Origin of the sequence: Streptomyces sp. NPDC015032 (genome assembly GCF_043080425.1) — a bacterium.
GTDB lineage: Bacteria > Actinomycetota > Actinomycetes > Streptomycetales > Streptomycetaceae > Streptomyces.
Genome location: NZ_JBIBVN010000011.1, coordinates 1 through 13604, shown reverse-complemented (window position 1 = coordinate 13604; position 13604 = coordinate 1). Strand labels below are relative to the sequence as shown.

Genomic DNA, 13604 nt, shown 5'->3' with positions numbered 1-13604 from the left:
CGGACGCGTCAGTCGCGCGCCCCGCCTCCCACGTGGTGCACCCGCACCATGTTCGTCGTGCCGGGGATGCCGGGGGGCGAGCCGGCCGTGATGACCATGGTGTCGCCCTCGTTGTAGCGGTCCAGCTTCAGAAGCTCCGCGTCGACCAGGTCGACCATCGCGTCCGTGTTGTCCACGTGCGGTACGACATGGGCCTCGACGCCCCAGCTCAGGGCGAGTTGGTTGCGCGTCGACTCGTCCGTGGTGAAGGCCAGGATGGGCTGCGCCGCGCGGTAGCGGGAGAGGCGGCGGGCCGTGTCGCCGGACTTGGTGAAGGCAACCAGCGCCTTGCCGTTCAGGAAGTCCGCGATCTCGCAGGCGGCGCGGGCCACCGAACCGCCCTGGGTGCGGGGCTTCTTGCCCGGGACCAGCGGCTGGAGGCCCTTGGAGAGCAGCTCCTGCTCGGCCGCGACGACGATCTTCGACATCGTCTTGACCGTCTCGATCGGGTACGCGCCCACGCTGGACTCGGCGGACAGCATGACCGCGTCCGCGCCGTCCAGGATCGCGTTGGCGACATCGGACGCCTCGGCGCGGGTCGGCCGCGAGTTGGTGATCATCGACTCCATCATCTGGGTCGCCACGATCACCGGCTTGGCGTTCCGGCGGCAGAGCTCCACCAGGCGCTTCTGCACCATCGGGACCTTCTCCAGGGGGTACTCGACGGCGAGGTCGCCACGGGCGACCATCACACCGTCGAACGCCATGACGACGCCCTCCATATGCTCGACGGCCTGCGGCTTCTCGACCTTGGCGATGACGGGGACCCGGCGGCCCTCCTCGTCCATCACCTTGTGGACGTCCTTGATGTCGTTGGCGTCCCGCACGAAGGAGAGCGCCACCAGGTCGCAGCCCATCCGCAGGGCGAACCGCAGGTCCTCGACATCCTTCTCGGACAGCGCCGGGACGTTGACCGCCGCGCCGGGCAGGTTGATGCCCTTGTGGTCGGAGATGACGCCGCCCTCGATGACGATGGTCCTCACCCGGGGGCCCTCGACCGCGACGACCTTCAGCTCGACGTTGCCGTCGTTGATCAGGATCGGGTCGCCCTTGACGACGTCGCCGGGCAGACCCTTGTAGGTCGTGCCGCAGATCGACCGGTCGCCGGGAACGTCCTCCGAGGTGATGGTGAACTCGTCCCCGCGGACCAGCTCGACGGGGCCCTCGGCGAACTTCGCCAGGCGGATCTTCGGGCCCTGGAGGTCGGCGAGCACGCCGACCGCACGACCGGTCTCGGCAGCGGCCTTGCGGACCCGGTCGTAACGACCCTGGTGCTCCTCGTGGCTGCCGTGACTGAAGTTGAAGCGGGCCACGCTCATGCCGGCCTCGATCAGAGCGACGAGCTGCTCATGGGAGTCGACGGCGGGACCGAGGGTGCAGACGATTTTGGAACGGCGCATGAGGCGGATCCTATCGGTTTGTTTCGCTACGGAATATTCCGTCTGGTGGAAGGTACAAAGGGGCGCGGGGGTGCTCAGTTGTGGGCCTGTCCGATGAGTGCGAAGGTCTGGACGGCGATCTCCAGCTCCTCGTCCGTCGGCACCACGGCGACCGCGACCCGTGCGTGGTCCGGCGAGATCAGCCGCGGCGCGTCGGACCGTACGGCGTTCAGATCCGCGTCCACCGTCAGGCCGAGCCCTTCGAGCCCGGCGATCGCAGCCTCCCGTACCGGCGCCGAGTTCTCCCCGACCCCCGCCGTGAAGACCACGGCATCCACCCGCCCGAGGACCGCCGAATAGGCGCCGATGTACTTCTTCAGCCGGTGCACATAGATGTCGAACGCCAGCGCCGCCTGTTCGTCGCCCTCGTCGACCCGGCGCCGGATCTCCCGCATGTCGTTGTCGCCGCAGAGCCCGACCAGACCGCTCTTCTTGTTGAGCAGCTCGTCGATCTCGTCCGTCGACATCCCGGCGACCCGCTCCAGGTGGAAGGTGACGGCCGGATCGATGTCTCCGGAGCGCGTACCCATCACCAGCCCCTCCAGCGGGGTCAGCCCCATCGAGGTCTCCACGCACCGGCCGGCGGCCACCGCCGACGCCGAGGCGCCGTTGCCCAGGTGCAGCACGATGACATTGACCTCCTCGGGGGTGCGCCCCAGCAGCTCGGCGGCCTTGCGGGAGACGTACGCGTGCGAGGTGCCGTGGAATCCGTAGCGCCGGATGCGGTGCGCGTCGGCCGTCTCCACATCGATCGCGTACCGCGCCGCGTACTCCGGCATCGTCGTGTGGAACGCCGTGTCGAAGACCGCCACCTGCGGGAGGTCCGGACGGAGCGCCCGCGCCGTGCGGATGCCGGTGAGGTTCGCCGGGTTGTGCAGCGGGGCCACCGGAACCAGGCGCTCGATCTCCTCCAGCACCTCGTCGGTGATCACGGTCGGTTCGGTGAACCGCAGTCCGCCGTGCACCACCCGGTGGCCGATCGCCGCCAGCGCGGGGGAGTCCAGGCCCAGTCCGTCGGCCGCCAGCTCCTCCGCCGCCGCCTTCAGCGCGGCCGCGTGGTCGGCGATCGGGCCGGTGCGCTCGCGACGCCCGTCGCCTTTGCCGACCAGCGGGGTGTGCACCAGGCGGGAGGTCTCCTCGCCGATCCGCTCGACCAGGCCGACCGCGAGCCGGGAGCGGTCGCTCATGTCCAGCAGCTGGTACTTCACCGAGGAGGAGCCGGAGTTGAGGACCAGCACGCGGTTCGCACCCGTCGTGGAAGGGCCCTGTGCGGTCGGGGTGGTCATCCGTTCACTCCTCGCTCTGTGCCTGGATCGCCGTAATGGCCACGGTATTGACGATGTCCTGGACGAGTGCGCCCCGGGACAGATCATTGACGGGCTTCCGCAGCCCCTGGAGCACCGGTCCGACGGCCACCGCGCCCGCCGAGCGCTGCACGGCCTTGTAGGTGTTGTTGCCGGTGTTCAGGTCCGGGAAGATCAGCACCGTCGCCTGTCCCGCCACCTCGGAGCCGGGCAGCTTCGTCGCGGCGACACTCGGCTCCACCGCGGCGTCGTACTGGATGGGTCCCTCGATCCTGAGGTCCGGCCTGCTCGCGCGGACCCGGTCCGTCGCCTCGCGCACCTTGTCGACGTCGGCGCCCGATCCGGAGGTGCCCGTCGAGTACGACAGCATCGCGATCCGCGGCTCCACACCGAAGCGGGCGGCGGTGGCGGCCGACTGCACCGCGATGTCCGCGAGCTGCGCCGCGTCCGGGTCCGGATTGACGGCGCAGTCGCCGTACACCAGGACCTTGTCGGCGAGGCACATGAAGAAGACGGAGGAGACGATCGAGGCGTCCGGCTCGGTCCTCCCCCCGCCCGCCGCCATCCCGTCCGACGAGCTGCGCCCGGCCTTTTTCGTCTTTATGATCTCGAACGCCGGACGGATCGTCGCGGCGGTGGAGTGCACCGCCCCGGAGACCATGCCGTCCGCGAGCCCCTCCTGGACCATCATCGTGCCGAAGTAGTTGACGTCCGCGATCACGTCGTACGCCAGCTCCACCGTGACCCCGCGGTGCGCGCGCAGCTGCGCGTACCGCTCGGCGAAGCCCTGGCGCAGCTCGGAGGTCTGCGGGTCGATGAGCTGTGTACCGGCGAGATCGATGCCCAGGTCCGCGGCCTTCTTGCGGATGACATCGGCGTCGCCGAGAAGGGTCAGCTCGCAGACGTCGCGGCGCAGCAGCACGTCGGCGGCGCGCAGCACCCGTTCCTCGGCGCCCTCGGGCAGGACGACGCGGCGCCGGTCGGCGCGGGCCTGCTCCAGCAGCTCGTGCTCGAACATCATCGGGGTGACGCGGCTGCTGCGGGCCACCGAGACCCGGTCCAGCAGCGCGGCGGTGTCCACATGGCGCTCGAAGAGGCCCAGTGCGGTCTCCGCCTTGCGGGGCGTCGCCGCGTTCAACTTGCCTTCCAGCGCGAAGAGCTGACCCGCGGTGGGAAACGAGCCGCCGGCCACCGAGACGACCGGGGTCCCCGGTGCGAGCCGCGCGGCCAGCCTGAGTATCTCCTCGCCGGGACGCTCGTCCAGGGTCAGCAGCACACCGGCGATGGGCGGAGTCCCGGCGCTGTGCGCGGCGAGCGAACCGACCACCAGATCCGCCCGGTCCCCGGGTGTGACCACCAGACAGCCCGGCGTCAGCGCCTTCAGCATGGTCGGCAGCATCGCGCCGCCGAAGACGAAGTCCAGCGCGTCCCTGGCCAGCCCGGAGTCGTCGCCGAGCAGCACCGTGCCGCCGAGCGCCGCGGTGATCTGGGCGACGGTCGGCGCGGAGAGCGCCGCGTCGTCCGGCAGCACCGAGCAGAGGACGGGCAGCTGGGCCGTCAGCCGCTCCGCGATGGCATCGCGGTCCTCGGCCGCCACCCGGTTGACGATCATCGCGAGGACATCGCAGCCCAGACCGGTGTACGCCCGGTAGGCATTGCGGGTCTCGGCCCGCACGGACTCCGCGGTCTGGCCCTTCCCGCCGACCACCGCGATCACCGAGGCGCCGAATTCATTGGCGAGGCGGGCGTTGAGCGCCAGCTCGTCGGGGAGCTGGGTGGCGGCGAAGTCGGTGCCGAGCACCAGCACGACCTCGTAGTCCTGGGCCACCTGATGGAAGCTGTCCACGAGCCGGGAGACCAGTTCGTCGGTGCCCTGCTCCGCCTGGAGCGCGGACGCCTCGTGGTAGTCCAGGCCGTAGGCCGACGCGGGGTCCTGGGGGAGGCGGTAGCGCGCCCGCAGGAGCTCGAAGAGCCGGTCGGGTCCGTCGTGGACGAGCGGCCGGAACACCCCGACCCGGTCCACCTGACGCGTCAGGAGCTCCATGACTCCCAGATCGACGACCTGACGGCCGTCTCCCCGGTCGATTCCGGTCACGTACACGCTGCGCGTCACGCGTGCTCTCCCGTCCAGTTCTGCGGTTTGGGATGGTATTGCCATGTTGACGATACTCGCGGGGTCCTGGACGCCGCCCGCCGGGCGTGAGCCCCCGCGCCGGGGCCCGTACGGCCCGTCCCGGGCCTCGCCGGACGCCGTGCCGCGTCCGGCGGAAGACCCGGGCGGGCATCCCCGGAGCGGCGGGGGAGCGCGAGGTCCAGACCAGACGTGGGACAATCGACGTGGCTCACAGTACGGGGGACTCGTACGGGGGATTCCGTAGCCACCCCCGAAATGCACGGCACCAGCGAGCAGGAGATACAGCACGATGCGCATCGGAGTTCTCACCGCAGGCGGCGACTGTCCGGGCCTGAACGCAGTGATCCGGTCGGTCGTGCACCGGGCCGTGGTGGGTCACGGCGACGAAGTCATCGGCTTCGAGGACGGTTTCAAGGGACTCCTCGACGGCCACTTCCGGCCCCTCGACCTCAACGCGGTCAGCGGCATCCTCGCCCGCGGCGGCACCATCCTCGGTTCGGCCCGGCTGGAGCGCGACCGGCTGCGCGAGGCCGCCGAGAACTGTGCCGAGCTCAGCCGCCGCTACGGCATGGACGCCCTCATCCCGATCGGCGGCGAAGGCACCCTCACCGCCGCGCGGATGCTGTCGGACGCCGGAATGCCCGTCGTCGGCGTACCCAAGACGATCGACAACGACATCTCCGCCACCGACCGCACCTTCGGCTTCGACACCGCGGTGGGCGTCGCCACCGACGCCATAGACCGTCTCAAGACCACCGCCGAATCGCACCAGCGGGTCATGGTCGTCGAGGTGATGGGACGCCACGCGGGCTGGATCGCGCTGGAGTCCGGAATGGCGGGCGGCGCGCACGGCATCTGCCTCCCCGAGCGCCGTTTCCAGGTCGAGGACCTGGTCAAGATGGTCGAGGAGCGCTTCGCACGCGGCAAGAAGTTCGCGGTCATCTGCGTCGCCGAGGGCGCGCACCCGGCCGAGGGGTCCATGCCGTACGCCAAGGGCGAGATCGACCAGTACGGTCACGAGCGCTTCCAGGGCATCGGCAACCGGCTGGCCATCGAGCTGGAGACCCGGCTCGGCAAGGAGGCCCGGCCGGTCATTCTCGGCCACGTGCAGCGCGGCGGCACACCGACCGCGTACGACCGGGTGCTCGCCACCCGCTTCGGCTGGCACGCGGTGGAGGCCGCACACCGGGGCGACTTCGGCCGGATGACGGCTCTGCGCGGCAACGACATCAAGATGGTGCCGCTCGCCGACGCCATCACCCAGCTCAAGACGGTCCCGGCCGACCGGATGGACGAGGCCGAGTCGGTCTTCTGAACCCGGACACGCGCCGCGGCGTCACGGAAACCTCACGGGACACGGCCTGCGGCCCCGACCGTCCCCCCGTGGACGGTCGGGGCCGCAGGCCGTTCCTCCCGGCTCCCAGGGCCTTTCCGGAGGCCGGGCCGGACCGGCCGGGTGCCGGATTCCACCCTTGAGCCGGCGGCGCGGATCAACAGGGCTCGCCCCTGTCCGGGACATGTCCCCACTCTGTCCGGGCGCTCGATTCAGGGGAGGGCGCAGGGGGAGCCTCTTCTTCTTCGACCCGGTGGCACAGACGCGCGGCCACCGGAAGCCGGACGGCTCAGACGCTGGTCCCCCGCACCCCCGCCGTCTGCCAGAACCGCTCCACGATCTCCGCCAGGAACGCCCGCCCCGCGTCAGCCGTCGACCCGGCCCGTTCCGCACCCGTGCTGCTCCAGCTCGGCGTCGACACCATCAGCGCCTGGTAGTCGGCGTGCAACTGTTCCAGTACGTCCTGCAGAAATCCCCGCTCCAGCGGTACCAGCCTGGCCACCGGCCGGACGTGGGCCTGCCGGCGCGTCGTCACCGCACCGCGCAACAGCTCCGCCAGCTCCTCCTCCCGCCCGGACACCGCCACGAACCCGGCGGCGGTCAGTCCCAGCACCTCGCTGAGCACCGCGGACTGACGCTCGTTGCCGCGCCAGCGCCCCGCCTCCTCCATCCGCCGATACGCCGAGGCGGTCAACCCCAGCAGCCGTGCCAGCTCCTCCACGGCCAGCTCCCGGGCCACCCGGTGCTCGCGCAGGGTGCGCGCGGCGGTGAGCAGCTCACCCGGCGAGCACCACAACACTCCGGCCAGCGCGGTGAGTTCGTACTCGGTCGGGACGGCGAGCCCGCGCTCCCAGGCGACCACCGTCTCGGTGCCGATACGGAGTCCGTACTGCGCCGCGAGACCGTACGCAACATGGCCGGGAAGCATCCCCAGGGCCTCACGGAGACGGCGCGCTGCGGGGGCGTTGAACGGCGGGGAGGGGTGCACGGCCCCACCGTAGAAGTCAACACGCGGTGTTACTACGGTGTGTTCGACCGATATCACGGCTCGTAGGAACGTCCTAGGGCCTTTCGTTTGGATCAGGCCGGATCAGGGAGCGGGGTCTGGTGCGTGCGATCGCAAGGCGGAGGAGGGAGTCAGGGCGGAGCCCTGGCGAGTGACGACAACGCGGCGAGCGTGCGTGCCAGGCCCCGCGAGCCCGGCGTGATCCAAACGAGAGGCCCTCGTGCGGTGGTTCCGGCGCCGTACGTCCCGGTGTTGTGTGTCCCGGTGCGGCGGCTCCCGGTGCCGTACGGGTCAGTGCACCTGGGGCACCCAACGGTAGCGCAGCTCCGGACGCCCGATCTGGCCGTACTGCGGACTGCGCACCGCGCGTCCCACCGTCACCAGATGTTCCAGGTAGCGGCGCGCGGTGATCCGCGAGATGCCCAGCTCCGACCCGGTCCCGCCTGCCGTGATCCCGTCCGGGGCGGCCCGCAGCGCGCGGGTGACGGCCTCCAGCGTGGGACCGCTCAGCCCCTTCGGCAGCCGGGTCGGCTGCGGTGCGCGCAGTGCGCCGAGCGCCCGGTCCACCTCGTCCTGACCGCTCGCCTCACCGGCCGCCGCGCGGAACTCGGCGTAACGAACGAGCCGTTCGCGCAGGGTGGCGAAGGTGAACGGCTTCAGCACGTACTGGACGACACCGAGCGACACCCCCTCCCGGACCACCGCCAGGTCGCGCGCCGATGTCACCGCGATGACGTCCGCCGAGTGACCGGCCGCGCGCAGCGAGCGCAGCAGCTGCAGGCCGTGCCCGTCCGGCAGATACAGATCCAGGAGCAGCAGATCGACCGGTGCACGGTCGAGCGCCCGCACCGCCTCCGCGCGCGAGTGCGCGACCGCCGCCACCGTGAATCCGGGGACCCGGCCCACGTACAGCCGATGGGCGTCCGCGGCTACGGGGTCGTCCTCGACGACCAGTACCTGGATCACGCGGTGCTCTCCTTCGTGGTGCGCGTCGTGCTGCGGCCGGTGGTCAGCGGCAGCCGCACCGTGAACTCCGCACCGCCGTCCGGGCCGCGGTCCAGTGTCACCGTCCCGCCGTTGCGGTGCACCGCCTGCTGTACGAGGGCCAGTCCGATTCCCCGGCCCGCGCCGTGCGTCGACCAGCCGCGGCCGAACACCTCGGCGGCGTCGTCCGGATCGATCCCGGCGCCGGAGTCGGCGACCCGCAGCAGCAGCTCGTCCTCCCCGGCGAGCGCGGTGACGGTGACCCGGGCGCGGGCGGCCCGGCCCGGCTCCGCTGCCCGCTGGGCGGGCACGGCCGCGGGACCGGACGGGCCGGCCGCACCGGTCGCCGGATCCGGCCCCCCGGTCGCCGCCTCCGACGCCGCGTCCACCGCGTTGTCGATCAGGTTGCCGAGGATCGTCACCAGCTCCCGGTGCGGCAGCGTCGTGGGCAGGGCACCGTCGTCGATCAGACTGTCGTCCGCGAGCATCAGCTCCACCCCGCGCTCGTTCGCCTGCGCCGCCTTGCCCAACAGCAGTGCCGCCAGCACCGGTTCGGCGACGGCGTCCACCACCCGGTCGGTGAGGGCCTGGGCCAGCTCCAGTTCGGCGGTGGCGAAACCGACCGCCTCCTCGGCCCGGCCCAGTTCGATCAGCGAAACGACGGTGTGCAGCCGGTTCGCCGCCTCGTGCGCCTGCGAGCGCAAGGCCTGGGTGAATCCCCGCTCGGAGTCCAACTCACCGGAAAGCGCCTGGAGTTCGGTGTGATCCCGCAGCGTCACGACCGTACCGCGCTGCTCCCCGCCCACCACCGGGCGGGTGTTGACCACGATCACCCGGTCGGCCGTCAGGTGCAGCTCGTCGACCCGTTCCTCGGAGGCGAGCAGCGCACCGGTCAGCGGCGCCGGCAGATCGAGGTCGGCGACCCTGCGCCCGACCGCTTTCGGACCGAGACCGAGCAGCTCCCGGCCCGCGTCGTTGATCAGCGCGATCCTGCGCCGCCCGTCGAGCATCAGCAACCCCTCGCGCACCGCGTACAGCGTGGCCTGGTGGTAGTCGTGCATCCGGCTCAGCTCGGCGGCGTTCATGCCGTGCGTGTGCCGCCGGAGCCGGGCGTTGATCACATACGTACCGATCCCGCCGAGCGCCAGCGCCCCGCCCGCCGCCAGCCCCAGCGCCCCCAACTGCTCCCGCACCTGCGAGGAGACCCGCTCGACCGTGATGCCCGCGCTGACCAGACCGGTGATCCTGCCGCCGTCCCGGACCGGGGTGACGACCCGGATCGAGGGTCCGAGGGTGCCGGTGTACGTCTCCGAGAACGTCTCGCCGCGCAGCGCCTGCGCGGTGTGCCCGAGGAACTTCTCCCCGATCCGGCCGGAGTCCGGATGTGTCCAGCGGACCCGGTCCGGGGACATGATCGTGACGAAGGTGATCCCGGTGTCCTTGCGGACCTTCTCCGCGTAGGGCTGGAGCACCGCGGACGGATCCGGGGTGCGGATCGCCTCCCGTACGGACGGCGAGCCGGCGATCGCCAGCGCCGCCGCGGTGACCTGCCGGGCCGCGGTCTCCTTCGCCTGCTCGCGGCCGGAGGCGTAGGCGAAGAAGGCGCACCCCGCCACCACGGCCGCGACCAGCACCACCTGCATGGCGAAGAGCTGGCCGGCCAGGCTGCGCGGGCGGGTACGGGGACGGGGCAGACGCATGGCAACAGTCTGCCTGGCCGAAAACATATGAACGAAATGCACGTAACCGTGACCGGCATCACAAGGGGGCGGGATAGTCGCCAAGCCCCCCAGGGACGGGGGAGCGACCCGGACGACCGAGGAGAACCCCCGTGGGAGTGGCAGCCGCCAAGCGGGACCGTACGCACTATCTGTATCTCGCCGTGATCGCGGCCGTGGGCCTCGGCATCCTCGTGGGCTTCGCGGCCCCGGACGTCGCCGTCGAACTCAAGCCGATCGGCACCGGCTTCGTGAACCTCATCAAGATGATGATCTCGCCCATCATCTTCTGCACGATCGTGCTGGGCGTCGGATCGGTGCGCAAGGCAGCCAAGGTCGGCGCGGTCGGCGGCCTCGCCCTCGGCTACTTCCTGGTGATGTCGACCGTCGCGCTCGCCATCGGTCTGCTCGTCGGCAACTTCCTGGAGCCCGGCCAGGGCCTCCACATCACCGAAGCGGCGCGCGCCGCGGGGGAGAAGCAGGCGGCGGGTGCCAGTGAGTCCACCGTGGACTTCCTGCTCGGCATCATCCCGACGACGATGGTCTCCGCCTTCACCGAGGGCGAGGTGCTGCAGACGCTGCTCATCGCCCTGCTCGCGGGCTTCGCGCTCCAGGCCATGGGCTCGGCCGGCGAACCGGTCCTGCGCGGCATCGGGCACATTCAGCGCCTCGTCTTCCGGATCCTCGCCATGATCATGTGGGCCGCGCCGGTCGGCGCGTTCGGCGCGATGGCGGCGGTGGTCGGCGAGACCGGAATCGATGCCCTGAAGTCCCTCGCGATCATCATGATCGGCTTCTATCTCACCTGCGCGATCTTCGTCTTCGTCGTGCTCGGCACGATCCTGCGGCTGGTCGCCGGAGTGAGTCTGGTGTCCCTGCTGAAGTACCTGGGCCGCGAATTCCTGCTGATCCTCTCCACCTCGTCCTCGGAGTCCGCGCTGCCCCGGCTCATCGCCAAGATGGAGCACCTCGGGGTCAGCAGGCCCGTCGTCGGCATCACCGTGCCGACCGGCTACTCCTTCAACCTCGACGGCACCGCGATCTACCTCACGATGTCCTCGCTCTTCATCGCCAACGCGATGGGCGACCCGCTGAGCGCCAGCGAGCAGATCTCGCTCCTGCTCTTCATGATCGTCGCCTCGAAGGGTGCGGCCGGAGTCACCGGTGCGGGCCTCGCCACCCTCGCGGGCGGCCTCCAGTCGCACCGCCCCGGCCTGGTCGACGGCGTCGGACTCATCGTCGGCATCGACCGCTTCATGAGCGAGGCCCGCGCCATGACGAACTTCGCGGGCAACGCGGTGGCCACGGTCCTGGTCGGGACCTGGACCAAGGAGATCGACAAGGAGCGGGTGGACAAGGTCCTCTCCGGCGCACTTCCGTGGAACGACGGGATGCTCAGCCAGGACGCCGACCACGGCGCCGGCACGGACAGCGTTCCGGAGCCGCGGGACGGCGACCAGGAGCCCGCGGTGGCCAAGGCCTAGGCGCCGAACGCCCAGCACAGCGGAAGGGCCGTCGCGGGAGTTCCCGCGACGGCCTTCGTGCTTGCCGTGACGTCCGCGTCAACCTTTACCGTCGAAGGCATGCGAATCGGGGAGCTGGCCGAGCGGGCCGGGACGACCACGCGGACTCTGCGGTACTACGAGTCACGCGGGCTGCTGCCCGCGCGGCGGGCCGGAAACGGCTACCGCGCGTACGACGAGGACGATCTGCGTCTGATCCAGCAGATCAGGACCCTCCAGGACTTCGGGTTCGAACTGGAGGAGACCCGGCCGTTCGTCGAGTGCCTGCGCGCCGGCCACCCGGCCGGCGACGCCTGCCCCGCCTCGCTCGCCGTCTACCGGCGCAAGCTCGGCGAGCTCGACTCGCTCATCGAGCAGCTCCGGGCCGTACGCGCCCAGGTGGGCGCGCAGCTCGCCAGAGCCGAGCTGGAGGCCGCGGCAGAACTTCCGGGCGGCCCGGAACCACGTTGTGAACTGGGAGGATGACAGATGATTCATGCGGCAGAGGGCGTGGCCGAGGTCACCGACACCACTTTCGACAGGGAGGTGCTCGGGGCCGGCCTCCCCGTCCTGGTCCAGTTCACCGCCGACTGGTGCGGCCCGTGCCGCCGGCTCGCCCCGGTGCTCAGCGCCGTCGCCGCGGAGGAGGCCGGGCGCATCAAGGTCGTCCAGATCGACGTCGACACCAGCCCCGGGACCGCGAGCAGGTACGCGGTGCTGGCGACGCCGACCCTGATCGTGTTCCACTCCGGCGAACCGGTGAAGTCGATGGTGGGCGCCCGGCCCAAGCGCAAGCTGCTCCAGGAGCTGGAAGACGTGTTCGCGACGGTGTGAGGCGGGACGGGCGCGTACGTCCGGACAGGGAGGTGCAGCGCGCAACCGTAACTCCACGGCGATCGCGTCGAAGAACTGCACGTCCATGTCCCGGCGTTCGGGGCAGCCGATCAAGCCCGGCCCCTGGCCTAGGACATGACGTCGAGCGGCCGGAGGAAGCGGCGCTCGTACCGCTTGATGCAGCGGGTGTTACGAGCCAGTTCGAAGGCATCCTGGCACTCCGGGTCGGACATGCTGTCCGTGCGGTACTGCTCGTACGCGGCGAGACTGGGAAAGGAGAAGAGGGCGTAGGCGATGTCGCTGTCGCCCTCGCTCGGCAGGAAGTAGCCGTGATGCGTCCCGCCGAAGCGATTGACGAGCCCGACCCAGCGGCGGCCGTATTCCTCGAAGTCCTCGAGCTTGTCGGCGTCAATCTCGTATTTCAGATGAATAGTGATCACGCCCACATAATGCTGCATCCCGGTCCGAGCCGAAGGCGGCCTGTGCGCCCCGGGTCCCGAGTACGGCAGCGTGGCGGGGCTGGTCCACGCCTTCGCCGTGGCGGCGGCGGAGAACATCCCCCCGCCGCCGTCGCCCCGTACCTGCGGACGATCGTGGACATCCTGCCGCCCATCGTGGCCGGGACAGCGGCCTACATCGGTAAGAAGGACTACAACGGCGCGGGCGCCAACCTCGCCATGATGACCGCCGGCGTCGACCACGTGCTGCACGCGTCCCGCAACAGGGGGCTGGACACATCCCAGCTGGAGGCGATCAAGGCCGTCTCCGACCGTGCGAACGCCAAGGGGCACGCCGCCGATTCATGGGCGAGCGCGGTCGAGGCGCTCGGCGGCCGAGCGGGCCTGGTGCGGGGCCTCCGGCGCCCGCCGAGCGGTCCGGGTGAGGACCCGGGCCTGGAGGGCTGCGAGGGTAGCCGGTGGGGTCGTCGCTGTCCTTTGACAGCGAAGTCAGTCGCTCTGTTCGCGTTGGCCTGCGGCGACTGGATTGATTGGCAAACGACCAGGCGCGGCGGGTTGGCTTCGTCATGACGAGGACGCCCCTCCGCCTTGCGACCTAGTTCCGCCGCCGGATGTGACCGAGTACCTTACGCCATCCCTGGTCTTGCGTGGGTATCCCCGGCTTCGGCCGGGGAGGGAAACGCATCTTGAGGCCGCCTTGACCTGCGCGTCAGAGTGGACGTTTTTGCTGCTCGATGTACTGACGGATCACCGTGAGCGGTGCACCGCCGCACGAGCCCGCGAAGTAGGAGCGGGACCAGAAGACCGAGCCCATGCCGATGCGGTTGATGCGGCCTGTGTATTCGGCCCGCAG

The 13604-nt window shown here is 70.7% G+C and carries 13 protein-coding genes; 5 read left to right on the top strand and 8 right to left on the bottom strand.

The genetic code is table 11. The features are described from left to right. Positions 1–8 precede the first annotated feature (8 nt). The 3 genes from pyk to pta all read right to left on the bottom strand — a co-directional run bounded on the left by pyk (position 9) and on the right by pta (position 4895). Positions 9–1439, bottom strand: a complete 1431-nt coding sequence (gene pyk, locus ACF08M_RS17695; protein WP_392186165.1) for a pyruvate kinase — start codon at positions 1437–1439, stop codon at positions 9–11. Positions 1440–1513: 74 nt separating this feature from the next. Then, a complete protein-coding gene (locus ACF08M_RS17690; protein WP_392186164.1) occupies positions 1514–2764 on the bottom strand; it encodes an acetate kinase in 1251 nt (416 codons plus the stop codon). 4 nt (positions 2765–2768) lie between these two features. Next, a complete protein-coding gene (gene pta, locus ACF08M_RS17685; RefSeq protein ID WP_392186163.1) occupies positions 2769–4895 on the bottom strand; it encodes a phosphate acetyltransferase in 2127 nt (708 codons plus the stop codon). 310 nt (positions 4896–5205) lie between these two features. Between pta and ACF08M_RS17680 the strand changes: the two genes are divergently transcribed. After that, positions 5206–6231 (top strand): ATP-dependent 6-phosphofructokinase, encoded by a 1026-nt coding sequence (locus ACF08M_RS17680; RefSeq protein WP_392186162.1) that lies wholly within the window; start codon positions 5206–5208, stop codon positions 6229–6231. 307 nt (positions 6232–6538) lie between these two features. Here ACF08M_RS17680 and ACF08M_RS17675 read toward each other — a convergent pair whose 3' ends face one another. The 3 genes from ACF08M_RS17675 to ACF08M_RS17665 all read right to left on the bottom strand — a co-directional run bounded on the left by ACF08M_RS17675 (position 6539) and on the right by ACF08M_RS17665 (position 9939). Further along, entirely contained in the window at positions 6539–7177 is a 639-nt protein-coding gene (locus tag ACF08M_RS17675) for a helix-turn-helix domain-containing protein (protein ID WP_392186333.1), read from the bottom strand. A 369-nt stretch (positions 7178–7546) separates the two neighbouring features. Further along, on the bottom strand, positions 7547–8221 hold the full coding sequence (locus tag ACF08M_RS17670; protein WP_392186161.1) for a response regulator: 675 nt from the start codon (positions 8219–8221) through the stop codon (positions 7547–7549). Beyond that, complete coding sequence (locus ACF08M_RS17665) at positions 8218–9939, bottom strand: ATP-binding protein (protein WP_392186160.1); 1722 nt, start codon at positions 9937–9939, stop codon at positions 8218–8220. Before ACF08M_RS17665 ends, ACF08M_RS17670 begins: the two co-directional genes overlap by 4 nt. 131 nt (positions 9940–10070) lie before the next feature. On the opposite strand from ACF08M_RS17665, the gene ACF08M_RS17660 reads away from it, so the two are divergent. The 3 genes from ACF08M_RS17660 (at position 10071) to ACF08M_RS17650 (ending at position 12293) form a co-directional block, all read left to right on the top strand. Further along, entirely contained in the window at positions 10071–11441 is a 1371-nt protein-coding gene (locus tag ACF08M_RS17660) for a cation:dicarboxylate symporter family transporter (RefSeq protein ID WP_392186159.1), read from the top strand. A 99-nt stretch (positions 11442–11540) separates the two neighbouring features. Beyond that, a complete protein-coding gene (locus tag ACF08M_RS17655; RefSeq protein WP_392186158.1) occupies positions 11541–11945 on the top strand; it encodes a MerR family transcriptional regulator in 405 nt (134 codons plus the stop codon). Between the two features lie 3 nt (positions 11946–11948). Further along, a complete protein-coding gene (locus ACF08M_RS17650; protein WP_392186157.1) occupies positions 11949–12293 on the top strand; it encodes a thioredoxin family protein in 345 nt (114 codons plus the stop codon). Between the two features lie 128 nt (positions 12294–12421). On the opposite strand, the gene ACF08M_RS17645 is transcribed toward ACF08M_RS17650, so the two are convergent. Further along, positions 12422–12733, bottom strand: coding sequence for an NIPSNAP family protein (locus ACF08M_RS17645; RefSeq protein WP_351074698.1), 312 nt, complete (start codon positions 12731–12733; stop codon positions 12422–12424). A 153-nt stretch (positions 12734–12886) separates the two neighbouring features. On the opposite strand from ACF08M_RS17645, the gene ACF08M_RS17640 reads away from it, so the two are divergent. Next, positions 12887–13321, top strand: a complete 435-nt coding sequence (locus ACF08M_RS17640) for a hypothetical protein (protein WP_392186156.1) — start codon at positions 12887–12889, stop codon at positions 13319–13321. Between the two features lie 139 nt (positions 13322–13460). On the opposite strand, the gene ACF08M_RS17635 is transcribed toward ACF08M_RS17640, so the two are convergent. Further along, on the bottom strand, positions 13461–13604 hold a 144-nt coding region (locus ACF08M_RS17635), incomplete at its 5' end, for a transposase (RefSeq protein ID WP_392186332.1).

Coding starts and splice junctions, on each gene's coding strand:
- pyk (WP_392186165.1), bottom strand. CDS start 1,439: ATGCGCCGTTCCAAAATCGTCTGCACCCTCGGTCCCGCCGTCGACTCC.
- ACF08M_RS17690 (WP_392186164.1), bottom strand. CDS start 2,764: ATGACCACCCCGACCGCACAGGGCCCTTCCACGACGGGTGCGAACCGC.
- ACF08M_RS17680 (WP_392186162.1), top strand. CDS start 5,206: ATGCGCATCGGAGTTCTCACCGCAGGCGGCGACTGTCCGGGCCTGAAC.
- ACF08M_RS17675 (WP_392186333.1), bottom strand. CDS start 7,177: ATGCTTCCCGGCCATGTTGCGTACGGTCTCGCGGCGCAGTACGGACTC.
- ACF08M_RS17665 (WP_392186160.1), bottom strand. CDS start 9,939: ATGCGTCTGCCCCGTCCCCGTACCCGCCCGCGCAGCCTGGCCGGCCAG.
- ACF08M_RS17655 (WP_392186158.1), top strand. CDS start 11,541: ATGCGAATCGGGGAGCTGGCCGAGCGGGCCGGGACGACCACGCGGACT.
- ACF08M_RS17650 (WP_392186157.1), top strand. CDS start 11,949: ATGATTCATGCGGCAGAGGGCGTGGCCGAGGTCACCGACACCACTTTC.